The sequence below is a fragment of the Variovorax paradoxus genome (assembly GCF_030811855.1).
GTDB lineage: Bacteria > Pseudomonadota > Gammaproteobacteria > Burkholderiales > Burkholderiaceae_C > Variovorax > Variovorax paradoxus_L.
This window is the reverse complement of sequence record NZ_JAUSRN010000001.1, coordinates 564,788-588,584: the sequence shown is the minus strand read 5'-3', so window position 1 is coordinate 588,584 and position 23,797 is coordinate 564,788. Positions and strand designations below refer to the sequence as shown.

24 protein-coding genes are annotated in these 23,797 nt (G+C 66.8%); 19 read left to right on the top strand and 5 right to left on the bottom strand.

The annotated features are described in order from the left end of the window. Positions 1-67 precede the first annotated feature (67 nt). Complete coding sequence (locus J2X92_RS03030; protein ID WP_307573256.1) at positions 68-463, top strand: RidA family protein; 396 nt, start codon at positions 68-70, stop codon at positions 461-463. Between the two features lie 36 nt (positions 464-499). On the opposite strand, the gene J2X92_RS03025 is transcribed toward J2X92_RS03030, so the two are convergent. Continuing rightward, a complete protein-coding gene (locus J2X92_RS03025; protein WP_307573255.1) occupies positions 500-874 on the bottom strand; it encodes a hypothetical protein in 375 nt (124 codons plus the stop codon). Positions 875-1,040: 166 nt separating this feature from the next. Between J2X92_RS03025 and J2X92_RS03020 the strand changes: the two genes are divergently transcribed. Continuing rightward, positions 1,041-1,415 (top strand): iron chaperone, encoded by a 375-nt coding sequence (locus J2X92_RS03020; protein ID WP_307573253.1) that lies wholly within the window; start codon positions 1,041-1,043, stop codon positions 1,413-1,415. A gap of 24 nt (positions 1,416-1,439) precedes the next feature. On the opposite strand, the gene J2X92_RS03015 is transcribed toward J2X92_RS03020, so the two are convergent. Further along, positions 1,440-1,865 (bottom strand): DUF1801 domain-containing protein, encoded by a 426-nt coding sequence (locus tag J2X92_RS03015; RefSeq protein WP_307573251.1) that lies wholly within the window; start codon positions 1,863-1,865, stop codon positions 1,440-1,442. Positions 1,866-1,951: 86 nt separating this feature from the next. On the opposite strand from J2X92_RS03015, the gene J2X92_RS03010 reads away from it, so the two are divergent. The 5 genes from J2X92_RS03010 to ku (J2X92_RS02990) all read left to right on the top strand — a co-directional run bounded on the left by J2X92_RS03010 (position 1,952) and on the right by ku (J2X92_RS02990) (position 8,687). Then, positions 1,952-3,100: a metallophosphoesterase family protein gene (locus J2X92_RS03010; protein WP_307573249.1), complete on the top strand. Its 1,149-nt coding sequence runs from the start codon at positions 1,952-1,954 to the stop codon at positions 3,098-3,100. Further along, entirely contained in the window at positions 3,097-5,757 is a 2,661-nt protein-coding gene (locus J2X92_RS03005; RefSeq protein WP_307573248.1) for an AAA family ATPase, read from the top strand. Before J2X92_RS03010 ends, J2X92_RS03005 begins: the two co-directional genes overlap by 4 nt. A 121-nt stretch (positions 5,758-5,878) precedes the next feature. Further along, positions 5,879-6,820, top strand: a complete 942-nt coding sequence (gene ku, locus J2X92_RS03000; protein WP_307573246.1) for a non-homologous end joining protein Ku — start codon at positions 5,879-5,881, stop codon at positions 6,818-6,820. Further along, on the top strand, positions 6,817-7,659 hold the full coding sequence (locus J2X92_RS02995) for a tetratricopeptide repeat protein (protein WP_307573245.1): 843 nt from the start codon (positions 6,817-6,819) through the stop codon (positions 7,657-7,659). The genes ku (J2X92_RS03000) and J2X92_RS02995 overlap by 4 nt, the downstream gene beginning before the upstream one ends. Positions 7,660-7,748: 89 nt before the next feature. Next, complete coding sequence (gene ku, locus J2X92_RS02990; RefSeq protein WP_307573243.1) at positions 7,749-8,687, top strand: non-homologous end joining protein Ku; 939 nt, start codon at positions 7,749-7,751, stop codon at positions 8,685-8,687. A gap of 15 nt (positions 8,688-8,702) precedes the next feature. Here the strand turns inward: ku (J2X92_RS02990) and J2X92_RS02985 are convergent, their stop codons facing one another. After that, positions 8,703-9,839: a pyridoxal phosphate-dependent aminotransferase gene (locus J2X92_RS02985; RefSeq protein WP_307573242.1), complete on the bottom strand. Its 1,137-nt coding sequence runs from the start codon at positions 9,837-9,839 to the stop codon at positions 8,703-8,705. Between the two features lie 133 nt (positions 9,840-9,972). On the opposite strand from J2X92_RS02985, the gene J2X92_RS02980 reads away from it, so the two are divergent. Together J2X92_RS02980 and J2X92_RS02975 are read left to right on the top strand one after the other, a co-directional pair. Continuing rightward, positions 9,973-11,418 carry an aminotransferase-like domain-containing protein gene (locus tag J2X92_RS02980; RefSeq protein ID WP_307573240.1) on the top strand — a complete coding sequence of 482 codons (1,446 nt, stop codon included), beginning with the start codon at positions 9,973-9,975 and terminating at the stop codon, positions 11,416-11,418. Further along, positions 11,415-11,894 (top strand): NUDIX hydrolase, encoded by a 480-nt coding sequence (locus tag J2X92_RS02975; protein WP_307573239.1) that lies wholly within the window; start codon positions 11,415-11,417, stop codon positions 11,892-11,894. Before J2X92_RS02980 ends, J2X92_RS02975 begins: the two co-directional genes overlap by 4 nt. On the opposite strand, the gene J2X92_RS02970 is transcribed toward J2X92_RS02975, so the two are convergent. Further along, on the bottom strand, positions 11,891-12,700 hold the full coding sequence (locus J2X92_RS02970; RefSeq protein WP_307573238.1) for a transporter substrate-binding domain-containing protein: 810 nt from the start codon (positions 12,698-12,700) through the stop codon (positions 11,891-11,893). The two genes, J2X92_RS02975 and J2X92_RS02970, sit on opposite strands and share 4 nt — an antisense overlap. Before the next feature lie 194 nt (positions 12,701-12,894). On the opposite strand from J2X92_RS02970, the gene J2X92_RS02965 reads away from it, so the two are divergent. Further along, complete coding sequence (locus J2X92_RS02965; protein ID WP_307573237.1) at positions 12,895-13,959, top strand: lysophospholipase; 1,065 nt, start codon at positions 12,895-12,897, stop codon at positions 13,957-13,959. A gap of 82 nt (positions 13,960-14,041) precedes the next feature. On the opposite strand, the gene J2X92_RS02960 is transcribed toward J2X92_RS02965, so the two are convergent. After that, a complete protein-coding gene (locus J2X92_RS02960; protein WP_307573235.1) occupies positions 14,042-14,836 on the bottom strand; it encodes a fumarylacetoacetate hydrolase family protein in 795 nt (264 codons plus the stop codon). Between the two features lie 219 nt (positions 14,837-15,055). On the opposite strand from J2X92_RS02960, the gene J2X92_RS02955 reads away from it, so the two are divergent. The 9 genes from J2X92_RS02955 to J2X92_RS02915 all read left to right on the top strand — a co-directional run bounded on the left by J2X92_RS02955 (position 15,056) and on the right by J2X92_RS02915 (position 23,777). After that, positions 15,056-15,904: a branched-chain amino acid ABC transporter permease gene (locus J2X92_RS02955; protein ID WP_307573233.1), complete on the top strand. Its 849-nt coding sequence runs from the start codon at positions 15,056-15,058 to the stop codon at positions 15,902-15,904. Further along, complete coding sequence (locus J2X92_RS02950) at positions 15,895-17,676, top strand: branched-chain amino acid ABC transporter ATP-binding protein/permease (protein WP_307573232.1); 1,782 nt, start codon at positions 15,895-15,897, stop codon at positions 17,674-17,676. The genes J2X92_RS02955 and J2X92_RS02950 overlap by 10 nt, the downstream gene beginning before the upstream one ends. Beyond that, complete coding sequence (locus J2X92_RS02945; RefSeq protein WP_307573231.1) at positions 17,666-18,373, top strand: ABC transporter ATP-binding protein; 708 nt, start codon at positions 17,666-17,668, stop codon at positions 18,371-18,373. Before J2X92_RS02950 ends, J2X92_RS02945 begins: the two co-directional genes overlap by 11 nt. Continuing rightward, the gene (locus J2X92_RS02940) at positions 18,363-18,974 is read left to right on the top strand and encodes a cupin domain-containing protein (RefSeq protein WP_373424776.1); all 612 of its coding nucleotides are present in this window, start codon (positions 18,363-18,365) and stop codon (positions 18,972-18,974) included. The genes J2X92_RS02945 and J2X92_RS02940 overlap by 11 nt, the downstream gene beginning before the upstream one ends. Continuing rightward, the gene (eno, locus tag J2X92_RS02935) at positions 18,967-20,259 is read left to right on the top strand and encodes a phosphopyruvate hydratase (RefSeq protein ID WP_307573227.1); all 1,293 of its coding nucleotides are present in this window, start codon (positions 18,967-18,969) and stop codon (positions 20,257-20,259) included. Before J2X92_RS02940 ends, eno begins: the two co-directional genes overlap by 8 nt. A gap of 40 nt (positions 20,260-20,299) precedes the next feature. Further along, positions 20,300-20,887, top strand: coding sequence for an NADPH-dependent FMN reductase (locus tag J2X92_RS02930; protein ID WP_307573226.1), 588 nt, complete (start codon positions 20,300-20,302; stop codon positions 20,885-20,887). A gap of 46 nt (positions 20,888-20,933) precedes the next feature. Further along, positions 20,934-21,941: a VOC family protein gene (locus J2X92_RS02925; protein WP_307573224.1), complete on the top strand. Its 1,008-nt coding sequence runs from the start codon at positions 20,934-20,936 to the stop codon at positions 21,939-21,941. Between the two features lie 20 nt (positions 21,942-21,961). Next, positions 21,962-22,492 (top strand): carboxymuconolactone decarboxylase family protein, encoded by a 531-nt coding sequence (locus J2X92_RS02920; RefSeq protein WP_307573223.1) that lies wholly within the window; start codon positions 21,962-21,964, stop codon positions 22,490-22,492. A 61-nt stretch (positions 22,493-22,553) separates the two neighbouring features. Beyond that, positions 22,554-23,777: an amino acid ABC transporter substrate-binding protein gene (locus J2X92_RS02915; protein ID WP_307573222.1), complete on the top strand. Its 1,224-nt coding sequence runs from the start codon at positions 22,554-22,556 to the stop codon at positions 23,775-23,777. Positions 23,778-23,797: the final 20 nt, after the last annotated feature.

Here is a 23,797-nt window from a genome sequence, read left to right as displayed (position 1 = left end):
ATTCCCGATTCGGTTGCGGGGCCGGCGGCCGGAAGACTCTCATTGCACGGCCGCGTGGGAGAAAGCCATGGGCAAGACCATCGTCCAAACCGCAGAGGCTCCTTCCGCCGTCGGTCCGTACTCGCAGGGTGTGCTTCTCGACGGGTGGCTCTGGACGTCGGGCCAGGTTGCGCTCGATCCGGCCACCGGCGCGCTCGCCGGTGCGGATGCCGCCGAGCAGGCCGACCGCGCGCTCAAGAACATCGAAGCGATTCTGCGGGCCGGAGGCTCGGGCCTCGACCGGGTCGTTCGAGCGACGGTCTACCTGACGAACATGGACGACTTCGCTTCAGTGAACGCGGTCTACGCCCGCTACTTTCCGAGCGCATTTCCCGCGCGGGCCTGCGTCGAGGTGTCGCGCCTGCCGCTGGGTGCATTGGTGGAAATCGACGTGATTGCCAGGGCGCCTGATTCGCCTCGGTGAGGCTGCCGCTCGAGCGGACCGGGCGCCCCCGGAAGATCAGTACCGGTCGTCGCCGTAGCGGCGGTAATGCTCGCGGCGCTCCCATTCGCGGCGGCGCCATTCGCGCCGGTCGGCGCGGCGCTCCTCCCAGCTTGGACCCGGCTCGTAGTAGACCGGCGCTGGCGCAACATAGGCAGGTGCCGGCTGGTAGCGCACTGGCGGGGCTGGCTGGTAGTAGACAGGGGGCGGCGGCGAATATGCAGGCGCGGGTTCGTAGTAGACCGGCGCCGGCTCGCTGCTCACCACCACGCCCGGTACGGACACGCCCACCGACCAGCTTGTGCCCGCGGTGGCCGAGGCCACCCCGAAGAGAGCGCCGGCGGCCAACGCGCCAGAGAGGGCCAGCTTGAGGCCAGTTCGAGTCAAAATCATTTCATCTCCTGAAAGTTCCGGGAACAATCCCGATGTACTTCCAACGCATGGCCTCGCGGGGCCGCGCACATCGCGACCGTGAAGAAGGTTCCAAGATGTCACGAGAAAACAGACGGGGCGCCCGGACTTTGGGGAGCGATCATGCGTCCGTCACGGAAAAAAACAGATGACAGCTCAACGTCCGGCAACGATCGATGACTACATCCGCGCAGCGCCGCGAGAGGGCCAGCCGCATCTACGCCGGCTCTACGCGCTGCTCAAAAGCGTTGCGCCGGACGCCGAAGAAGCGATCAAGTGGGGCACCCCATTCTTCGTGGAGCCCCGCTTTCTTTTCGCATTTTCCGCGCACAAGGCGCATCTCAATTTCACGCCGACGGCGGCGGGGCTCGAGCCGTTCAGCAAGGAACTGGAAACGCACAAGACCACCAAGGGCATGCTGCAGATCCGCTATGACGAGCCTCTGCCCGAAGCGCTTATCCGCAAGATGGCCGAGCACCGCGTACGCACGGTGCGTGAACGCGAAGACGATGCCTTCTGGTGAAGCCGCTGCACCCGCGGCTTCTGCTCAGGTCTTCGCCTTCGTTGCGGATTTTTTCGAGGCCTTGCCCGCCGTGTTGTGGGCGATTGCCTCGCGCACGAGCGCCTTGAAGGCCGGCCCATCGACCTTCTCGCCTTCATGGATGTCGATGGCGCGGCGCATGTTGCCGTCCAGGCTCGCGTTGAAGAGGCCGGCCGGGTCCTCCAGGAACGCACCCTTGGCAAAGGTAAGCTTCACCTTGTCCTTGTAGGATTCGCCGGTGCAGAGGATGCCGTCGTGCGACCACACCGGCGTGCCCATCCACTTCCATTCCTCGATGACTTCCGGATCTGCCTCCTTGATGAGCTTGCGCATTCTGCCGAGGGTTTCGCCGCGCCAGTCCGCGAGGTCGACGATTCTTTGGGAGATGAGTTCCGAGGCCGGCAGGCTGGGGCTCGCATCCGATTTTTTCATGTTCTGATCCTGGAAGTTCTGCGGCTCGACTTCGACGTCGGACGATCCGCTGGCCGTCTGAATCTGCGGAATTTAACCGACCCCTGATGACACGCTTTCTTCACTCCGCCGACTGGCAGATCGGCCGTCAGTTCGCGACCTTCGATCCCGAGCACGCACCGATCCTGGCGGAGGCGCGCATCACCGTGGTCGAGCGGCTCGCGGCACTGGCCACCGAGCACCGGGTGGACGCGGTGCTCGTGGCCGGTGACGTTTTCGACGTGCAGACCGTCTCGGAGCGCACGCTGCGTCGGCTGTTCAATGCACTGGCGGGCTATGCGGGCCTCTGGCTCATGATCCCCGGCAACCATGACGCCGCGCTGGCCGAAAGCGTGTGGACGCGCGCACAGCGGCTGGGCGCGGTGCCGCCGAACGTCCATGCGCTGCTGGCGCCCGAGGTGCGCGTGTTCGAGTCGCAGGGCTTTGCGGTGCTGCCCGCGCCGCTCACGCAGCGCCACACCTACAATGACCTCACGGCCTGGTTCGACGCGGCCGAAACGCCCGCGGACATGCTGCGCATCGGCTTGGCGCACGGCAGCGTGCAGGGCCTGCTCTCGGAAGACATCGACTCGGCGAACCCCATTGCCCCCGATCGCGCATCGATAGCGCGGCTCGACTACCTTGCGCTCGGCGACTGGCACGGCAGCAAGCGCATCGACGCGCGCACCTGGTACGCCGGCACGCCCGAGCCGGACCGCTTCAAGGACAACGGAGCGGGCCAGGCGCTGCTGGTGGACATTGCCGCACCGGGCGCCGAGCCGCAGGTGACGCCGCTTGCGGTCGCCAGTTTTCGCTGGCAATCGATCGTCTCGGTGCTGCAGGTTCCGAGCGACGGGCATGCATTGATCGCGCAACTGGATCAGTTGGATTCGCAGGACGTGGCCGACCTGCACGTGCGGGGCCAGGTCGACGTTGCGGGGCTGCAGCGCCTGCAGGCGGCCATCGGCCGCGCCGAAGCCAGGGCCCGCCATCTGCAGGTCGACCTGTCGGCGCTGCGGCTCGTACCCACCGACGAAGACATTGCCGGCATGCAGGCCGACGGCTACCTGGGCGAGGTGGTGCAGGAACTGCGCGATGCGCAGGTCCGCGCCGATTCACCTGAGGCACGCGTGGCGCAGGATGCGCTGGCGCTGCTGGCGGCCGAGCTCGCGCAGCGCGCACCGGCTGCGGACTTCGCACAGGCGCGCAAGCCATGAAGCTGCAGATCACCCGACTGCGGGTCGAGCAGCTGCGGCGCTTTCGCTCACCGCTCGAGCTCGGCGGCTTCGAGCCCGGCCTCAACATCCTGGCCGCGCCCAACGAGGCGGGCAAGAGCACGCTGGTGCGCGCCATCCGCGCGGCCTTCTTCGAGCGCCACCGCTCCACGGCCGTGGAAGACCTGCGGCCTTGGGGCGAGGGCAGCGGCGCGGCACCGCTGGTCGAGCTCGATTTTCTGCTCGACGGGCAGGACCACCGGCTCGTGAAGAGCTTTCTCGGCAAGAAGCGCTGCACCTTGGCCGCGGGCGCGCGCTCGTTCGACGGCACCGACGCAGAAGACCACCTGGCCCATCTGTTCGGCTTCTCCTTTGCCAGCAAGGGCGCGAGCAAGCCGGAGAACTGGGGCATCCCGGGCCTGCTGTGGGTGGAGCAGGGGCGCGGGCAGGAGTTGGACGTGAGCCACGCGCGCGACCATCTGCACGATGCGCTGCGCGACCCGGGCGGCGATTCGGCGGCGGAATTGGCCGCGAGCGGCGGCGACGCGATCCTCGACAGCCTGCGCGCCCAGCGCGACGAGCTCCTGACCTCGACCGGCAAGCCACGCGCCGCCCATGCCGAGGCCATTGCGCAGGTGGCGGCGCTGGAGGCGGAGCTCGGCGCCATCGACGCGCAGGTCGCCACCTACCGACAGCAGGTCGACCAGCTCGCGCAGATGCGACAGCAGCACCAGGCTGACGAAATGGCCAAACCCTGGGAAACGCTGCGCGAGGAGCTGCTCGCCGCGCAACGCCGCAACGGCGCGCTGCAAGCCGGCCAAGAGCAATTGCGCAACGACCGCGCAAGATGGCGACAGCTGCAGGAGACCCGCGAGCTGCTAGCGACAGAATTCGCCGGGCTCGCGCATCAGCAGGCCGAAGCGCAAACGCGCGAGCGTGCGTGCGAAGAGGCGGCCACGCAGCTGCAGGACAGCGACGCCGCCGTGGCCCACGCGCGCCAGAACGCGGCAGACGCCCAGCGCCGCGTCGACGGTGCCCGCGACGCCTGGCGCAGCGCCAGCCAGGAGGCGCAGCGCCGCAATCTCGGGCAGCTGCTGCAACAGGCACAGGCCGATGCGGCGCGAAGCGCCGAGAGCCTCGCGCGTGCGGAGGAGGCGCACGCGCGGCTGGCAACGTTGCTAGCCGCCGCCGCAGTGGCGCCAAAAATCCGCGCCGGCGATGTCGAGCAATTGCAGAAGCTCGAGCGTGCCGCGCACGATGCCGATCTGCGCCGACAGGCCGTGGCCACGCGGCTGCAGTTCGTGCTGCCCGAGGGCCAGACGCTCGAATTGCAGGCACGCGACCAGATCCACGGCCTGCGCGGCGAGGGCGAACGGCTCATCGACGCACCCGTCACGCTGCATCTGCCGGGCGGCGGTCAGCTGGTCATCACGCCGGGCGGCGACGACCTCGTGGCGCTTGCGCGGTCGCACGCCGATGCGCGCGATGCGTTGCACGCGGCGCTGCTGTCTTTGGGCGTGGACGGCATCGCGCAGGCACGATCGCGGCTCGGCGCCTCGGCCGACCTCGATGCGCAGATCAAACTCGCGCAACAGGCTCTCGGCATCGTCGCGCCGCGCGGGCTGGAGGCGCTGCGCGATGAACTCGCACAGGCGCAATCGCGCATCGCCACCGCGCAAGCGGCCTGCGAGCGCCTGCCTGCGGCGGCGGCCGAATCCGCTTTGTCGATCGAAGAGGCCGAGTCCGCGCAGCAAGCTGCGGTGGCGGCCGAGCAGGCGGCGCAGAAATCCCTCGCCGAAGCGCTGCGCCGGCAATCGGCGGCGCAGGAGGCGAGCGCATCGGCTCTACGCGAACTCGCGGCGGCACGGGCTGCGCTCGCGGACCCGGGCCGGCAGCAGCGCCACGCCCAGGCCACGCAGCAATGGCTGGCCGTGGGCGCCGAGGCCGAGGCGCTGACCGCGCGCATCGACCAGACGAATGCCAACGTGCAGGCCGCGCGGCCGGACATCGTGCTGCAGGACATCGACCGCCTGCAGCGCAGCATCGAGCAGCTCACGCGCAGCCATCAGCTGCGCCGCGAGCAGTTGCTGCTGCTTGAAAACACGCTGCAGCAGGCCGGCGCGCAGGGCCTCGAGGAACAGCGGGAGGCCTTGGCCGGCCAGCTCATGCAGGCACGGCGCCGGCACGCCGAGCTGCGGCGCCGCGCCGATGCGCTTGCGCTGCTGTGCCACAAGCTGGAGCAAAAGCGCCAGGCAACGCTGGTCCGGTTGCAGGCGCCCTTGCAATCGCGCATGCAGCACTACCTGCCTTTGCTGATGCCCGGCGCCACCGTGCAGATGGATGCGGAGCTTGCGCCCGCCACGCTCACACGCATCAACGGGAGCGGCGCCGCCGAGAGCGGCCAGTTGCAGGAGCTGAGCTTCGGTGCGCGCGAGCAGCTGCGGCTCATCAGCCGCTTCGCGTATGCCGATCTGCTGCAAGAGGCGGGCCGCCCGACGCTGCTGATCCTCGACGATGCGCTGGTCCACAGCGATGCGCCCCGCCTCGCGCAGATGAAGCGCGCGTTGTTCGATGCGGCGCAGCGGCACCAGGTGCTGCTGTTCACCTGCCATCCCGAGCACTGGCGCGACATGGGTGTTGCGCTGCGGCCGCTGGCCTGAGGGGCCTGGCAGGCCGTCGCTTGGCGACTTGCACGGCCGCCGACACCCATCCGGCGAAACGCACCTCTTTTCTCGGACCGCAAAAAGTGGCATCTTGTGTCCTCGTTCCGAGGAGCACCAGATGGCCACTGCCCGTTCTATCGCTTCGCTGTCGCTGGGCTTCGGCCTGGTTTCGATTCCGGTTCGGCTCTACTCGGCCACCGAAGGGTCGGCGACGGTGCATTTCAACCTGCTGTCCAAAGAGGGCGAGCGCGTCAAGCAGCAGTACGTTTCCGCCAACGACCCTGCAAAGGTGGTTCCGCGCGCCGAGATGGTCAAGGGCTATGAATTCGAGAAAGACCGCTTCGTGATCTTCAAGCCCGAGGAGCTCAAGGCGCTGGAGGAGGGCGGTAGCCACCTGATCGACATCGTCGCCTTCATCCCGGCGGATGCGGTGGACCCGATCTACTACGACAAGCCCTACTACCTTGCGCCCGACAAGCGCGGCGGCAAGCCCTACAACCTGTTGAAGAAGGCCATGCTCGAGAGTGGCCGCTGCGCGCTCGCCAAGTGGGCCTGGAAGTCGAAGCAGTACGTGGTGCAGGTGCGCGCAAAGGAAGAGGGGCTGATCCTCCAGCAGCTGCTCTATGCGGACGAGGTGCGGTCCCTGGAGGACCTGGAGATCGAGCAGCTGGAGCCGAGCGCCTCGGAGCTCAAGCTCGCGCTGCAGCTGATCGACCAGATCTCGCAGGAAAGCTACGAGCCGACGATGTTCGAGGACGAGGAAAAGAAGCGCATCCTCGCCGCCATCGACGCGAAGATTGCGGGTGAAGAGATTGTGGCCGCGGAGCATCCGGAGGATGCGGCGAGCGGGCAGGTGATCGACCTTGCCGAGATGCTCAAGGCCAGCCTGGTGCGCAACGCGACCTCGGGCCCGCAGGTGCGCCCGGCTGCGGCAAAGCGCAGTGCCAGTCCGCCGGCGGTGGCGCCCTTGCGCAGTGTCTCGAGCAAGGCCAAGCGCGCCCCCAAGGTTGCTGAAAAGGCTGTTGCTCCGGCCCCGTCACGCGCGCGCATGAAGAAGTGAAAGCCTCGAACGGGTTCTCGTCGCCCTACACCCTGCGCGGCGTGGTCCAGCTGCTGGGCCTGTCCCGGCATGCCGTGAGCAAGCTCATCGAGCTCGGCTTCGTGGCACCGGTCAAGACGTCGGCCGGAACCTGGCAGTTCTCGTTCCAGGACGTGGTCCTCTTGCGCTCCGCCCACGAGCTGCGCGCGGCGCGCATCCCGACGCGGCAGATTCTGCGGTCCTTGCGGCAGCTGAGGTCCACGCTGCCCGCGGAGATGCCGCTGGCCGGCATCCGCATCAAGGCCGAGGGCGACCGAGTGACCGTGCGCTCGCCCCATGCGCACTGGGAGCCGGACACCGGCCAGCTGCTGCTGGACCTGAGCGTGGAACCCGGCAAGGGCTCCGTGAGTTTGCTGTTCTCCCAGCAGGGCCGGGCTTCAAGCGCCGCCGACCTCGACGCGCTCTTCGAACAAGCCGAGGCGCTGGAGGCCACCGCACCCCGGGCGGCGGAAGCCACCTACCGCCAGATCCTGAAGGAAGAGCCCGGCTATGCCCATGCCTATCTCAACCTGGGCTTCATGCTCTGCGAATCCGGCCGCTGCGACGAGGCCGCGGACCTGTACGACCTGGGCGTGCGGCACTGCGGCGACGATCCCCTGATGCACTACAACCACGCGGTGGCGCTGGAGGGGGCCGGGCGCATCCAGAACGCGCTGGCCAGCTATGAAAAGGCCCTGCAGCTGCAGCCCGACCTGGCCGATGCCCATCAGAATGCCGCGCTGCTGTACGCCGAACTGGGGCAAAAGCAGCTCGCGATTCGGCACTTCAGCGCATTCAGGCGTCTTCAGGGCAAGACGTAGGGCGCAGGTGGCTTCCTCCTACGCCGAAAGCGGCTGCGCCGCGCTAGGGTCCGTCAATGGACCCGTTGAGAGGTCGCAAGGAGAGCATCTTGGCAACTGCAAGCAGAACCCTCTGGAAAGGCGCAATCACGTTCGGGCTGGTGCACATTCCCGTGGGCCTGCACACTGCGAGCATCGAGCAGGGCGTCGATTTCGACTGGCTCGACAAGCGCAGCATGGACCCGGTGGGCTACAAGCGCATCAACAAGCGCACCGGAAAGGAGATCGACAAGGACGACATCGTGAAGGGCTTCGAGTACGAGGACGGAAAGTACGTCGTCATCTCGCCCGAAGAAATAGAAGCCATCTATCCGCGCACGACCCAGACCATCGAGATCCAGCGCTTCATCGACGCCAACGAGATTCCGTTCGTCTACCTGGAGCGGCCCTATTACGTCGCACCGATCAACAAGGGGCAGAAGGTCTACGCGCTCTTGCGCGAGGTCCTGGTCAAGACCGGCAAAGTGGGCCTGGCCAAGGTTGTGATCGCCACAAAGCAGCACCTGGCCGCGCTGGTGCCGGCGGGCGAGGTGCTCGTGCTCAATCTGCTTCGCTGGGGCGACGAGGTGAAATCGCTCGCGGGGCTGGACCTGCCCGCGGCCGGAGTCAAGGGCGCCAAGGTGACGGCCTCGGAAATGAAGATGGCCGAGCAGCTCGTGAAGGACATGAGCGGCAAGTGGAACCCCGAGGAGTTCAAGGACGAGTTCAAGCACGCCGTGATGAAGGTCGTCGAGAAGAAGGTCAAGGCCGGCGACACCGAAACGGTGATCGAGCCGGAAGAAGAAGCGCCGGCCGAGGGCGCCGAGATCATCGACCTGACCGAGCTCCTGACGCGCAGCCTCAAGGGTGGCAAGGCCGCCAAGTCGGGCGGCACATCTGCGAAGAAGTCAGCGGGATCCAAGACAAGCGCCAGCGCGAAGAAGACCGCGGCTGCCGCGAAAAAGGCTCCGCGCAAGAAGGCCTCGGGCACTCGCCGCAAGGCGGCTTAAGCTGCGTCGCCGGTCCTATGGGCCGCCGCCATGCGTGGCTTCCGTCAGCGCGACCGACACACACTCCAGCGCGATGGCCAGTTGCGTGAGCGTCGGCAAGCCGAAGCCCAGCCGGAACACCAGCGGATCGTCACCGAACCACGGACCGGGCGCCACGCGCGTGCTGTACTTGGCCAGCGTCGCGTAGAAGCATTCGACGGCCGCGGCATCGAAGACTTCGGGCTTGAGGCGCATGCAGCACAGCGCCCCGGCATCGGGGCGCACCCACTCGATGTGAGTGCCATGGCGCGACACCCAGTGCTCGGTGAACTGCAGGTGCTGTGCGAGCAGCTTGCGCCTCTCGCCGATGATCCGGTCGCGCTGCCTGAAAACGGCCAGCGCCAGCGCCTCGTCGACCGGCGAGCACGAGATCACCGTGCTGAACTTGGCAGTCACCAGAGCTTGGCGCAGCGCCGCGTCGCGCGTGATGGCCCAGCCGATGCGCAGTCCCGCCGAGCCGTGGCACTTGGACAGCGAGGACACCGAGATGACCCTCGGACCCAGGCATGCGGCGCTCGGTGCGGCGGCGTTGTCGCCATAGGCCGCCTCGCGGTAGGTCTCGTCGATCACCAACCAGGCCTGAGGTGCATGCTCGGCCAGCAACGCCACGATCTCGCGCAAGGTGTGCTGGGGAATTGCGACGCCCGACGGATTCTGCGGCGAGGCCAGGCTCACCACCCGGGTCTTTGGCGACAGCAGCTCGCGGAGCGCATCCAGATCGACCCGGTAACCCGTGTCGAAACGCAGCGGCAGCGCCCGCGTGGTCGCGCCAACGGCGGTGAGCGCGTTGCGCGCCAACGGAAACACCGGCTCGGCCACGACCGCTTCGTCGCCTGAAGAACAGAGCGTGAAAGCGATGAGGAAGAGGGCGTGCATGCCGCCCACCGTGACCACGACGTCATCGGCATCGACGCCGTTGTCGTTCGCGATTTCCTGGCGAAGCGCCGCGTTGCCCGCCGCCGTACCGTAGTCCAGCGAGAAGTCGGCACCGCCGCCAAAGGCCATGTCGACAAGTTCCGCGAGCCGCACGCTCGGACCCACGCTTTCCGCGAGGTCGAAGCGGGGCGCCTTGCCGACCAGGGAGATGATCTCGTTGTCCGGAAACCGTGCCATGTCCTACTGCTTGATACGTCGTTGTCGATGCACTCATGTTGCAGTTTCGTGGCTCACGATAACAGCCACAATTTATGGAAATCTGGTGCAGTACAGTTGGCATACCTCTCCAACCGCGCAAGCAGGAGCATCCGTGTCGCAGACTCCCCGGTTTCGTTATGAAGAAGTCGCCGATTTCGTTGCCGGCCTGGCGGGCCGCGGCACGCTGCAGCCCGGAACGCGCGCGCCGTCGCTGCGCGAGATCAGCACGCAGCAACGCACCAGCCTCAGCACCGCGGTCCAGGCCTACCGCCTGCTCGAAGACCGCGGCATTCTCGAAGTGCGACCGCAGTCGGGCTATTACGTTGCCAAGGCGCCGCCTGCGCTGCCCGTGCCCACGACCACGCGCCATTCGGTCCGGCCCACCAAGGTGGAGCTGTCGGGCCTCATGCTCGACCTGCTGGAGCACGCCTCCAACGACGCCCTGGTGCCGCTCGGCTGCGCGATTCCCAACCAGCGGCTGCTGTCATCTTCGAAGCTCGACCTCGTCCTGGCGCGCACGGCGCGCGTGAAGGGCGCGCAGTGCAACACCTACTCGCCGCCGCGCGGCGAGATGTCGTTGCGCCTGGAGATCGCGCGGCGCGCACTGCGCTTCGGGCAGGCGCTGTCGCCGGACGATATCGCCGTCACCTGCGGCTGCACGGAGGCGCTGGCGCTGGCGCTCGACGCCGTCACGGAGCCGGGCGACACGGTCGCGATCGAATCGCCCACCTACTTCGGGCTGCTGCAGGTGCTGCGCGCAAAGAAGCTCAAGGTGGTCGAATTGCCGACCGATGCGGTGACCGGCGTGGACGTCCAAGCGCTGGGCGATGTCGTGGCCTCTGGCAAGGTGCGCGCCTGCGTGCTGGCATCGAGCTTCAGCAATCCGCTCGGCTGCACCATGCCCGAAGACAACAAGCGCGCCGTGCTGCGCCTGCTCGCCAAACACCGCGTGCCGCTGATCGAGGATGACGTCTACGGCGACGTTCATTTCGGCGAAGAGCGGCCCCTGCCTTTCAGCGCGCTCGACAGGCACGACAACGTCATCTACTGCGGTTCGTTCTCCAAGACGCTCGCGCCAGGCTACCGCATCGGCTGGATCGCGACCGGCCGGCACATGGCGCGCGTGCTCGAGATCAAGTTCGCCACCAGCCTTGCTACGCCGGTGCTGACGCAAGTGGCGCTCGCCGCCTTCCTGTCGAACGGCGACTACGACCGCCACCTGCGCCGCATCCGGCGCGAGTTCGCCGACACGCTGGGGCGTATGACGCGCGTGATCGAGCAGGCTTTTCCACCGGGCACGAAGATATCGAGGCCCGCCGGAAACTTCGTGCTGTGGGTCGAGCTGCCCGAGCCCGCGGACACGCGGCTGCTGTTTGCAGAAGCGCTGGACCATGGCATCTGCTTTGCGCCCGGCGTCGTGTTCTCGGCGAGCGGAAAGTACGCCCACTGCCTGCGGCTGAGCGGTGGCCACGGCTGGGACGCGCGGATCGAGAAGGGCCTGCGCAAACTCGGCGCCATGGCTTCGAAGGCGTTTGCCGCTCACAATCGCCGTCCATGATTTCAGTCCATCTTCAAGGGCAGCGCTTCCAGGTGCGCGCCGCGGCCATCGTCCTTCATCAGGGCCAATTGCTCGTGCACCGCGCACCGGGCGACGCCTACTGGGCCTTGCCAGGCGGGCGCGTCGAAGTGGGCGAAGCGGCATCGGCCACGATCGTGCGCGAGATGAAGGAAGAACTAGGCGAAGACGTGGCTTGCGGTCCGCTGCTGCACATTGCCGAAAATTTTTTCGACCTGGCGGGGCAGCGGAACCACGAGATCGGGTTCTACTTTCTCGTCTCCTTGGACGAGGACTCGCCCCACCTCGACAAGGCGCGCATCTACCGCGGGATCGAGAGCCACCTGGAACTGGAGTTCCGCTGGTTCCCGATCACGGAGCTTGCGTCGGTCAACCTGAGGCCCACGTTCCTGCATGCTTCCCTGGCGGCCGATCCGCCGGCGTTCTCGCATGCGGTGCAGCGCGAGTACGACGCCTAACGGGTGGTGCTTGCGTCGCGGCGCGGTTCGGCCGGTGCCACGTCGAGACCATCCACGCCGCTGCGCATCACCGAATTCGCCAGGAAGCCGCTTGCGCGCAGGTCGTCCAGCGCCGCGTTGATCCACTTCAATCGATCACTCTGGCCCAGAGGAACTGCCATGGCTTGGGGTACGCCATAGAAGTTGTCGGGCAGCAGGCGAAGTCCCGTTGCGTCTCGCGTATTGGCTGCCAGCCGCTGCCGGTTGCCGGCAAAGGCAACCACGGTCCCGTCCGTGAGCCATTGAACGGCCTCTCGCAAGGTGTAGTCCGGCGTTGCATGTACACGCGCGGCGCCCAACCGCCCTTGCAGCCATACGCCCACGCTGTCGTCCGTGTTCACTCCAACCGCTTGCGCGGCGCCGTCCAGGTCCCGGACCGACTGCAGCTTTGAGTCGGCACGTACCAGGGCACTCTGTTGCACGAGCATGTAGGTCTGGGAGTAGAGCACTGTGCCCTGTCGCTGCGGATTCGGCGCGACGAATCCGATGTCGGCCGATCCGCTTCGCACGGCCTCCAGCACATCCGCGGCTGTCGCCAGAGGTGCAATGGCCGTCGGCACGCCCGCCCTGCGGCCCAGCTCACGAGTGAGATCGGCCACCACGCCGGAGACGACGCCGGTGGCCGGATCGCGTCGCGCCTGTGCCAGGTTGGCGACGATGTATGCGGCGCGCAGTTGGCCCGTCGGGGCCACGGCTGGTTCGGCAGCCATGACGGTTCCCGCGAGCAGCGATATCAGCAATGAAGAGTAAGTGGCCAGTCTGGTCATGCAACGTCGCGCGTTCGTCGTCTCCGTGTTTTCTTGCATGTATCTTCACTCGCGTGGTGCGCGCATACGACTCTGGCCGCCGTGCGTGCGTCACCAATGAGCGCACCCAATGAATTCATTGGCTTTCCTCGTTGGACGCGGCTCATTCGAAGACCTCTAATTCGTGGACACCACGAATACAACGGAGACTCTTCATGCTTCACATCTTTGGAAAGATCGCGGCCGCGGCCTGCGCCCTCCTGGTCGGATGCGGCAGCATCGGCCCCGCCGCAACTGCAACGGCGGCTTCGATCGGCGGGCCGCTGAACCTGGCCGACGAGGGCATGTTCTTCGTCAACGCAAAGCCATCCGCTTCCAAGTACCCGGGCGTTTCGCCGGCCGGCCCGGCGCGGCCGGGAACGGTGGCCGTCAACCAGATGTACGTGCACTACCGTATTCCCGCCCAGCGGACCGGCGCCGTTCCCATCGTCCTGGTGCACGGCGGCGGATTGAGCGGCATGAGCTACGAGACCACGCCCGACGGCCGCGAGGGCTGGGCGACCTACTTCGTTCGCAAGGGCCATGCCGTCTATGTCGTCGACACACCCGGGCGCGGGCGGTCCGGCTTCAATGCCACGGCCATCAACGAAGCCAGGGCCGAGGGGAATGTCTCCGCGCTGCCGCCCAGCGTGTTGATGGTCACGGCCGAGCTGGCATGGCCGCTCTTTCGCTTCGGGCCATCGCACGGAACGGCATACCCGGACACCCAGTTCCCGGTCGAGGCCTTCGCCAATTTCGCTTCGCAGGGTGTGCCTTTTGCGGAGGCTCTGCTCGAGGGCGGTGGCATGGCCACGGGCCCGCAGGCACTCGCGGCGCTGCTCGACAAAATCGGGCCCGCGATCGTGGTGGTGCATTCGCTCGCGGGACCCTTTGCCGATGCCTTGGTCGGACTGCGTCCGGCCTTGGTCAAGGCGGTCGTGAACATCGAGGGCGCGCAGTCGGTCGTTCCCACCGATGCACAGATCGCGGCCTACCGGGGCGTTCCCGTGCTCGAACTGTTCGGCGACCATCTGGACGCGCCTGTGTTCACGGGCCGGCCGCGCTATGAGGCACGCAAGGCCGTGGTCGAGCGGATCAACCGCGTTGAAGGGGGCAGGGCGACCCTGGTGCGGCTTCCGGACGTGGGTATCAAAGGCAACTCGCACATGATGATGCAGGACAGGAACAACCTGCAGGTGGCCGACTTCATCCTGGGCTGGATCGCGGACAAGGTGCGCTGAGTCGTCCTCCTTCACCTGCGTGAAGGGCACTGCAATGACGAAGCTGGACGCCCTCAAGGCCGGTCTCCAGGCCGGCCGTGCGCTACCCGCGCGCAGCGCTGCCGCGGTTCTCCGCCACCACGTTGTTGCGCAGGATGCCGATGCCCTCGATCTCGACCTCGATGGTGTCGCCCACCTGGATCGGTCCCACGCCCGCGGGGGTGCCGGTCATGATCATGTCGCCCGGCAGCAGGGTCATGTACCGGCTCAGGTACGCAATGAGCTCCGGCACCGAGAACAGCAGGTCCGCGGTCGTGCCGTTCTGGCGCACGGCGCCGTTGACCCGCGTGATGATGCCGAGCTTCGACGGGTCCAGTCCGGTGGCGATCACCGGCCCCATCGGCGCGAAGGTGTCGTAGCCCTTGCCTGCCAGCAGGCAGCCGAATTCGCTTTCGCGGCGCTGCAGCACCCGGTCGCTCACGTCGTTGCCGCAGGTGTAGCCGAGCACATGGTCCAGCGCATCGGCCGCGGACACGTGGCGCGCCTTCTTGCCGATCACGACCGTGAGCTCGCCCTCGAAGTGGATGTTCTCCCCATCCTCGGGATAGACGATCGACTCGTCCGGACCGATGACGCTCGTGCTCGGCTTCATGAACAGCACCGGAATTTGCGGCACCGCCTTGCCGACTTCTTTCGAATGCGCGACGTAGTTGTAGCCGAGCCCGAACACGCGCGGCCGCTCGATGGGCGCGAGAAGGCGAACGGCGGACGGCGCATCGATCGCGCCGCTGCGCTTCAGGCCGTCGAGCGGCGAACTCTGCAGCCGAGCGATCGAGCCCTCGTTTTCAATGATTCCGTAGTGGACGCATTCGTCCAACGCGTATCTGGCGATGTGCATGGTGGTTCCGATTTCTTTCGTTGTGTCCGGTGTCTGATGCTAACGTTAGCTTTCAGATGGCCGATTGTCAACGAGGGCTCTACAAGTAGTTTCTTCTGAAAGCCGTTGACAAGCAGGATGCGCGTTTGCAAGAATATGCGCAAACGTTAGCACAAACAAGGAGACATACCTCATGAACAAAGACGGACCGCTTTTGCGGCTTTGGACCAGGGGCTCACCATGAGCGCGACCCTGCTTGCCCAATCGGCCATTGGCGGCTTGCTGCTAGGCGGCATCTACGGGCTGCTTGCACTCGGCCTCAGCGTGAGCTGGGGTTTGCTGCGCCTGGTGAACCTGAGCCACTTCGCCCTGGCCTTCCTCGGCGCCTATCTCACCTACCAACTGGGAACGCAGTTCGGCATCGCACCGTGGCTGTCGGCGCTGGTCGTGGTGCCTGCCTTCTTCGTCGCCGGCATTGCCTTGCACGCGCTGTTCATGCGTTTCCAGGTCAGCGAGTTCGCGTCGATGCTGGTCACCTTCGGCATCACCATCCTGATCGAGTCGCTGATCCAGTGGCTCTGGTCCGCCGACTACCGCAGGTTCGAGTCCGGCTATGCGCAGGCGTCGCTGCGGATCGGACCGCTGTTCGTGCCGGTGCTGGAACTCGCCGCCTTCGCTTGCGCAGCGCTCCTCGCGGTCGCCGCATGGGCCGGACTGAACCGGACCCTGCTCGGCAAGGCGCTGCGCGCAGCCGCGCACGATGGCCCGATCGCAGCGGCCTTCGGCATCAACGCCAAGCGTCTTTCGTACCTATTGGCCGGCCTGTGCGCCGCCTCGGCCGGCATCGCCGGTGTGTTCATCGCGCTCACCTCGACGCTCGCGCCTTCGCAGATCGAAGCGTGGATCGGCGTGGTCTTTGCGGTGGTGATCATCGGCGGGCTCGCGCGTCCGCTCGGCGCGCTGGCGGCCGGCTGCCTGATTGGCGTTTCGGAATCGGTGACCATGGCGGCGGTCAACCCCGCATGGGCACCGTTGGTGGCCTTCTCGATCCTGATCGTCCTGCTGCTGTGGAGGCCCAGATGGCTCTGACCCCACGACATGCACGCCCAGCGGCGATGGCGGCCGTGGCCGGCCTGATCGCGCTGCCCTTTGCCGGCGTTGCCGACTTTTACCTGTCATACCTCTATGTCATCTTTTTATGGATCGCGCTGGCTACCAGCTGGGGCATTCTGAGCGGCTACTCGGGCTACTGGAGTTTCGGCCACGCGGCGTTCTACGGTGCCGGCGCCTACACGACGGCCACGCTGGCCGGCAAATGGGGCATGCCCTTTCTGCTGACCATTCCGGCGGCAGCCGGGATCGCGGCGGCGCTCGCACTCGGGATCGGGTGGGTGGTGTTCCGCATCAACACGCTGCGCGCCGAGTTCTTCGCGCTGCTCACGCTCTCCGTGACCTACGTGCTTGCGGCCGTCATTTCCAATACGCCGATCGACGGTGGTGGCGGGGTCTACCTGAGCAACGTCTCCATCCCCCAGCTCGGCACCACGGTGCCGGGGGCCATCTACCTGCTGGGGCTCGTGCTGGCGTTCACCGCGCTCGCAGTCTCGCGCCGAATCCTTCGCTCGCGCCTGGGGGCCGGCTTGCTGGCCATCCATGACGACGAGGACGTGGCGGAGGTCAAGGGCGTGCCGACCCTGCACTACAAGCTCGTCGCCTTCGCCATCTCTTCGGCGATTGCCGGCGCGGCCGGCGCGATCCAGGCTGCGTACGTGGGCTATGTCACCGTGGGCGAGACCTTTTCGATCACGGTGCCGCTGTACGTCGTGCTCATGAGCATCCTCGGCGGCGCCCGCCACTGGGCAGGACCGGCCATCGGCGCCACCTTGATCACCGTTGCGCTGAGCCTTTTCGTTGGCGGTGGACACGCCGAGCTCGGCCGTGCCGGTGTGGCGCTCGCACTTGTGGTCGTGATCCTGGTTCTTCCCGAGGGCATCGCGCCCAGCCTGTTCGGCCGCTTCGCTCGACGCAAGAACGCCGCGCCCGTATCCGCACCCGAACCTGCGACCGCGAGCGAGCCGGGCAACGTCGTCGTGATGAAGCCGCCAGCCGTCCATGCCGCCACGGCTGCAAGCCCCTTGCTGACATGCCGCGCGGTCGTGAAGTCCTTCGGCGGCATCCGGGCGCTGCAGGGCGTCGACCTGCAGGTCGAGGAAGGCGAGATCCTCGCGCTCGTCGGACCCAACGGCTCCGGCAAGTCGACCTTGATCAACATGATCAGCGGGCACTTTCCGCTCAGCTCCGGCAGCATCGAGCTGCAGGGCGCATCGATCGACGGCCTGGCGCCGCACGAGGTCGCGCGCCGCGGTATCGCGCGCACCTACCAGATCCCGCGCCTCTTCAATCACCTGACGGTGCTGGAGAACGTGCGGCTGTGCGCCTTCTTCGGCGGCGCACCGGACGCGGCCAGCGAGAGCCCCGATGCGCTGGCACTACGCTGGCTCGCGTTCACGGGTCTCGAAGCCAAGGCAGACGTGCTGCCGCCCGCACTCAACCTGCATGAGCGCAAGTTCGTCGAACTCGCGCGCGCCCTGGCAGCGCGGCCGCGCCTTCTGTTGCTGGACGAGGTGCTTTGCGGATTGACCCCGACCGAAGTCGACCACGCCATCGCAATGATCCGCAAGATCAGAGCGGGCGGCACCACCATCGTCTTCGTCGAGCACCTGATGCGCGCCGTGGTCGCGCTTGCCGATCGCATCGCGGTGCTCGACCAAGGCACGCTGCTCGCCCTCGGGCTTCCGCGCGAAACGATGCAGGACCCCCGTGTCGTCGGCGCTTACCTGGGGACCGCACATGCTGCTTGAAGTCAGAAACCTCCACGTTTCCCATGGCGACGCGCCCGCGCTCTGGGATGCATCGCTCGACGTTGCCGCGGGACAGATCGTCGCCGTGGTCGGGCCTAACGGCGCGGGCAAGAGCACGCTGATCAACACCATCGCCGGCATCCTGCGTGCGCGACAGGGCGAGATCCGCATCGATGGCAAGGACATCGCGAAGGTCCAGAGCCATCGCGTGTGCGAGCACGGCATCGCCATTGTTCCGGAAGGGCGGCGCCTGTTCACGCACATGACTGTGCTCGACAACCTCGAACTCGGGGGCTGGCGAGCCGACGCGCGCGGCTCGGCAGAAGGCTCTCTCGAAAGGGTGTTCTCGCTCTTTCCGATCCTCAGCGAACGCCGCCACCAGATCGCCGGCTCGATGTCGGGCGGCCAGCAGCAGATGGTGGCCATCGGCCGTGCGCTGATGTCGCGTCCCCGGGTGCTCTTGATGGACGAGCCCTCGCTCGGCCTTTCGCCGGCCGTGGTCGAGGACATGTTCCGGATCATCCGGACGATCAACGAGCGCGGCGTGGCCGTGCTGCTGGTCGAGCAGAACATCCACAAGGCGCTCGAGATGGCGCACCACGCCTATGTCATCGAGCAGGGCCGCATCGTGGCTTCGGGAAAAGCGGACACGCTGCTCGGCAACCCTCGCATCCGGGAGGCCTATCTTGGCGTCTGATCTTTCATCGGGCGAGGGCATGCCCCTGGCCATCCGCCGCGTTGTCACGGGCCACGACACAAGGGGCGCATCCGAGGTCGCGCTCGACACCGGCGTGCCGCGTTCCCATGCCTTCCAGCATGTTCCGGGCATGGTGTCGCGCCTGGTGTGGGCGAGTGCGCCGGTGCCAGGGCTGCCGTTCGACGGCCTCGATCCGACACCCTCCGTTGCCAGCTTCGTTCCCTCACCGGGTGGCACCCGCTTCCTGATCGTCACGTTTCCGCCCGACAGCGTGTTCGCGGCGCGGGAGTTCGAGCCGGCCGCCGCGGCCGCGGAAAACCTCGCCGTCAGCCCGGGCCTGGCCGAGTGCTTCGAGCCTGATGGCATGCACGCGACGCCAACCATGGACTACGCCGTCGTGCTCGACGGCGAGATCTGGATCGAGCTCGACGAGGGGCGCTCCACGCATCTTCGGCGCCATGAGGTGGTGGTGCAGCACGGCACCCGCCACGCATGGCGCAACAAGAGTGAGCGTCCTGCGACGCTCGCCTTCGTGCTGATCGGCGCTTCGGCCGCGGCACGCAATGACACCCCATTCGACACAGGGAATATTCATGAATGACACGAGGATCACGCGCCTGCATGGGCGGCGCGTGTGGGATTCACGCGGACGGCCGACGGTGGAGGCCGAGGTCACGCTGGCCTGCGGCACCGTGGCGCGCGCCATCGCGCCCGCCGGCGCCTCCACCGGCAGCGGCGAAGCACTCGAGCTGCGCGACGGCGGCTCTCGCTTCGGCGGCTTGGATGTGGCGAAGGCGCTCGGCTCGATGCGCGAGATGGCGTCCTGCCTGATGGGGCTCGATGCGCGCGACCAGGCCGGAATCGATGCGCGCATGGTGGCGCTCGACGGCACCCCGAACCGCAGCCGGCTCGGCGGCAATGCGATCGTGGCCGCATCGATGGCGGTGCTGCACGCCGCGGCGTCGGCGGCGCAGCAACCCCTGTGGCGTTATCTGGCTGGCGAGCGGCCGGTGCGCATGCCGCTGCCCGAAGTGCAGATCTTCGGTGGCGGCGCGCACGCCGCGCGGCGTGTCGATGTGCAGGACTTCATGGTGATGTGCCCGGCCGCCGGCAGCTTCAGCGAGGCGCTCGAATGGACCGCAGAGATCTATCTTGCCGCCGGCGCATTGATGAAGAAGCAAGGCAAGCTGCAAGGGGTTGCCGACGAGGGCGGCTACTGGCCGGCCTTCGATTCGAACGAACAGGCGCTCGACACGCTGATGCAGGCCATCGCCGATGCAGGTTTGCGCGCGGGTGAGCAGGTCGGCATCTCGCTCGACATCGCGGCCTCCGAATTCGGCCGTGACGGGCGCTACACGCTGGCGCTGGAAGACCGCAGCCTCGACACCGGCGAGATGATCGCCATGCTCGGCCGTTGGCTCGACGCCTACCCGATCCTGTCGATCGAAGACCCGCTCGCCGAAGACGACGCGGCCGGCTTCCGCCAGTTCACCGCAGCCTACGGCGGCCGCTGCCAGGTGATCGGCGACGATTTTCTCGTGACCAACGCGGCGCGCGTGACCGCTGCCGCAGCCGATGAATGCACGAACGCGGTGCTGATCAAACCCAACCAGGCCGGCACGATCAGCGAGACGCATGCGGCACTCAAGGCCGGCAAGCAGGCGGGTTTTGGAACCATCGTTTCGGCCCGCTCGGGCGAGACCGAGGACGTGACCATCGCGCATCTGTCCGTCGGCTGGGACGCGGGCCAGCTCAAGGTCGGTTCGTTCTCGCGTTCGGAGCGCATGGCGAAGTGGAACGAGGTGCTGCGCATCGAAGAGTCGCTGGGCCGGGACGCCGTGTTCAGCGGTTGGTCCGCATTGCCGTTTCGACATCGCGCGCAATGAACGCCGCGCATCACTTCATCCCACCAGGAAAGACATCCCCATGACCACGATCAGGCTGGCAGGCATTTCAGGAAGCCTGCGAAAAGCATCCAGCAACACGGCCATTCTCCGCACGCTTCAGGCATCGCTGCCAGCGGGCGTAGAGATGGCGCTGCTGCCCCTCGACGGCATTCCCTCGTACAACCAGGACCTCGATGGCCCCGGACTTCCGGATGCCGTGCGGGCGTTCAAGGCGACGATCGACTCGAGCGACGGCGTCGTGCTGTGCTCTCCCGAATACAACTTCGGAATGCCCGGCGTCCTGAAGAACGCGCTCGACTGGGCATCTCGGCCGGCGTTCGCCTCTCCGCTGAAGGGCAAGCCGGTGCTGGTGATGACCAGTTCGCCTGCATTCACCGGCGGCGTGCGCGCGCAAGCCCAGTTGCGCGACACGCTGGGCGGCACCTTGTCGCGCGTGATCGCCAGGCCCCAGGTCGTCATCGCGGGCGTCAATACAAAGATCGAAGACGGGCGGCTGGCAGACGCCACGAGCCTGGCCTTCGCGCTCGAAGCCATCAACGACCTGATCGCCGAGATCGGTTTGCTTCGCGCGGCGCGAGCCTCGTCAGCGCAGCCAGCCCTGGGCTGAGCGGCAAGTCTTTTCCCTCTCAATCCAACCCTCCGCGAGGTTCCTCATGCTGCCCGCAGTCAATCTTCGTCCGCCGTTCAACATCACGCGTGCCAGCCACGTCGTCCTCCATGTCGCCGATCTCGCAAGGAGCCGCGACTTCTACGTCAACATCGTCGGGCTCGTCATCTCGGAGGAGGGCAAAGGCGTCTGCTACCTGCGAGGGCTGGCCGAAGCCTGCCATCACAGCCTGGTGCTGGTTCAGTCGCAGGGCGGCGAACAGACATGCAAGCGAATCGGCTTTCGCGTCTTCTTCGAGGAAGACCTGGACAGCGCCTACGCGTTCTTCAAGGCCGAGGGCCTCGCTGCCGAATGGGTCGATGTTCCGCATCAGGGGCGCACGCTCCACGTGGAGGACCCGATCGGCACAAAGATCGAACTCTGCGCGCAGATGGAGACGCTGCCGCGCATGTACCTGAAGGTCGAGAGCTTCACCGGTGCCCATGCGCAGCGTCTCGACCACTACCAGCTGCTGGCCCCGGACACCTACGCGCTGTGCGAGTTCTACAGCCGGCTGGGCTTTCGCAACTCCGAGTACATCGCCCATGGCGACAAGCTGCTGGGTGCATTCATGTACCGCAAGGGCACCTGCCTGGACCTGGCGATCGTGCAGGGCGCGGGGCCCCGCCTGCACCACTTTGCCTACACCGTCTCGGAGTCGCACAACATCTTCACGGCCTGCGACCTGGCGGGCAACTACGGCTACGCCGCTTCGGTGGAACGCGGGCCCGGGCGCCATGGGCCGGGCGGGATGCTGTTCGTCTATCTGCGCGATCCGGACGGTCATCGCGTGGAACTCTTCAACAGCCACTACCAGACCATCGACTTCGAGATCGAACCCGTCAGGTGGGAGGCAGCCTCGCTGAGCACCAATGTGCGCTGGGGGATTCCTGCCCCCGCCCGCTGGTACTTCGAGGCCACCGCCTTCGCCGGCGCCGCGCTCATCGAGCCGGCCGAGAAACCCAATCCCCAAACGCTGGAGAGCTATGCGCTGGCGCTCTCCATGCAGAAATAAAGACGAGAAAGGTCACTGCCATGGCACGAGTCAGATATCTCCAACGTTCGCACACCGACGCCGACCAAGCCCTGTTCGACAGGCTGGAACGCGAACGCAAGGTGCCCACCGCCAACATCTTCAGTGCGCTGGCGCACGCGCCGCAGGTGCTGGACGGGTTCATCTCCTATGCCAACACGCTGCGCGGCTCCAAGCTGAGCCCCAAGCTGCGCGAGCTCGCGATTCTTACCGTGGGCCACTGCACCGGGTCGGCCTACGAGATCGCGCATCACCAGTCGCATGGTCTCAAAGCGGGCATCAGCGCCGAACAGCTCAAGGCCGTGCCCGACTTCGAAAGCTCCGCGCTCTTCGACGACGAGGAGCGCGCCGTGATGGCGCTGGCGCGCGAGTCGACGCTGAAGGTCGATGTGAGCGAACCCACGTGGCGCAAGGCCGCCGCCTTCCTGTCGGAGCGCGAGCTGGTCGAACTGGTGCTCACGATCGGTTGGTACAACTCCGGCGTTCGCATCATGGGTGCTCTGGCCATCGAGCTCGAGGACGGATACCGCTGACAGCCGCCGCACGCCCGGCCGGCGCCGTCCGGCCGGTCTTCCGAAATTCCAGGAGACAACGATGAGCATCACCAGATTTCAACAACAGCGCCGAATCCTTCTTGCCGCGTCCGGCACACTGATGCTGGCCTATGGCTTGCCTGCGCATGCACAAGGTGGCGGTGGCGCAGAGCCGATCCGGGTGGGCGGCACGCTGCCCCTCACTGGGCCCCTTGCACCGGTCGGTGGCATCCACAAGGTGGCGGCCGAAGTGTTCGTCGATGCGCTGAACAAGCGCGGCGGACTGCTGGGCCGCAAGGTGGAGCTCATGCTGCTGGACGACCAGTCGCAGCCGGGCAACGCGCGCACTTTGTACGAACGCCTCATCACGCGGGAAAAGGTCGACCTTCTGATGGGACCCTATGGCACCAGCTCGATCATCGCGGCGATGGGCGTGGCGCAGCGCTTCAACAAGCTGTTCATCCAGAGCAGCCTCGGCGACCCGAGCCTGGCGCCTTACGAGATGCAGTTTCCGGCGCTCCCGCTGGGGCCGGAGCCGCGTCTGGCCGATACCGAGGTGCTGCTCGACGCCTATGCCAGCACCACCACGCCGCCGAAGACCATCGCCTTCGTCACCAGCAAGTTTCCCTCGGCGCTGGACCTGGCCAAGGGCGGTCAGGAGATCGCGGCCAAGCGGGGCCTGAAGACCGTGCTGTCGCTCGAGTACGAGTTCGGAACGCGCGACTTCGGCGGCATTGCCGCGCGCATCAAGGACGCCGCGCCCGACCTGCTGTGGTCGGGCGCGGTCGGCCTCGAAGCGGCGCAGCTGCTCGACGCGATGAAGCGCATCGACTACCAGCCTGCGCGCCAGTTCCACCTGTTCCCTGCGCCGGGGCCGACGGTGTCGAATCCGCAGGCGGGCGGGCTGACCACGCTCACGTGGTTCGAGGACCACGCACCCTTCACGCAGAACGCCGGCGCGGCCGAATTCGTTGCCGCCTACAACGAGCGCGTGAAGGCCGCGGGGCTTTCCTGGCCGCATGTCGACTACCAGGCCGCGGCGGAGTTCGCGGCCTGGCAGATCCTGGAAGCCGCGGCAAAGGGCGTCGGCCGCCTCGACGACAAGGCCATGGCCGCATGGCTGCGCGCCAATCCGGTCGACACCGTGCTGGGCACGCGCCGCTTCGACGGCAAGTTCAACAGCGGCGCGGCCGACACCAAGATCAAGCAGGCCCAGAACGGCAAGTGGGTCACCGTGTGGCCGCCCAAGTTTCGTCCGTCGGGCGCGGCATTCGTCGCCCCTTAAGTTTTTCAAGAAGAGGTTTT